This window comes from Bradyrhizobium sp. P2_E8, assembly GCF_056403875.1.
On sequence record NZ_JBFUES010001878.1, the window covers coordinates 1 to 582 of the forward strand.

A 582-nucleotide genomic window follows, 5' to 3' on the forward strand; every position below is an offset into this window, starting at 1 on the left:
GAGTTGGCAGAGCGCGACATCGAAACTATGCGCCTCGAATGGCAAGTTCAGCGCACTCCCTTCGATCCACGAGTTGGCAGAGCGCGACATCGAAACTATGCGCCTCGAATGGCAAGTTCAGCGCACTCCCTTCGATCCACTCGACCTTGGTCGATTTCGTCCGAGCCACAGTCAACATCGCCGTGTTGAGGTCTATGCCAACCAACCTCCCGACGTGCCCTCGTTCATCCAACAGCCGCGCCACGACCCCGGTTCCGCAGGCGACATCGAGTACGCTTTCCCCACTTGTCGGTCTGGTACGGTCGAGCAGATCCTTGGCCCAAATCGACGTGATGGCGGGGACGAGATAGCGCTCATAGAGCTCAGGGGCGCTGGCATCCATCTGCCAATGTTCGCGCGGCGCCATGACAACTTCCTAAAACGCCCGAAAGAAAAGGAACGAGAAAATTATACCCGTGCTGGCCGATATGGCCAACCGGTACAAGGTCACCGAAAACTCCGTTTGTGGTCCCTTACCGACATTCGAACTGCATCGCGCGGGCCGTGTGATGGCAAGCTTTTCAAAAAGATGCAGTGGTACTG

1 protein-coding gene is annotated in these 582 nt (G+C 57.0%); it reads right to left on the bottom strand.

Going from position 1 to position 582, the window contains the following annotated elements; genetic code table 11:
- Positions 1-25 precede the first annotated feature (25 nt).
- Positions 26-406, bottom strand: a complete 381-nt coding sequence (locus tag AC1D00_RS44470) for a methyltransferase domain-containing protein (RefSeq protein ID WP_477015124.1) — start codon at positions 404-406, stop codon at positions 26-28.
- Positions 407-582: the final 176 nt, after the last annotated feature.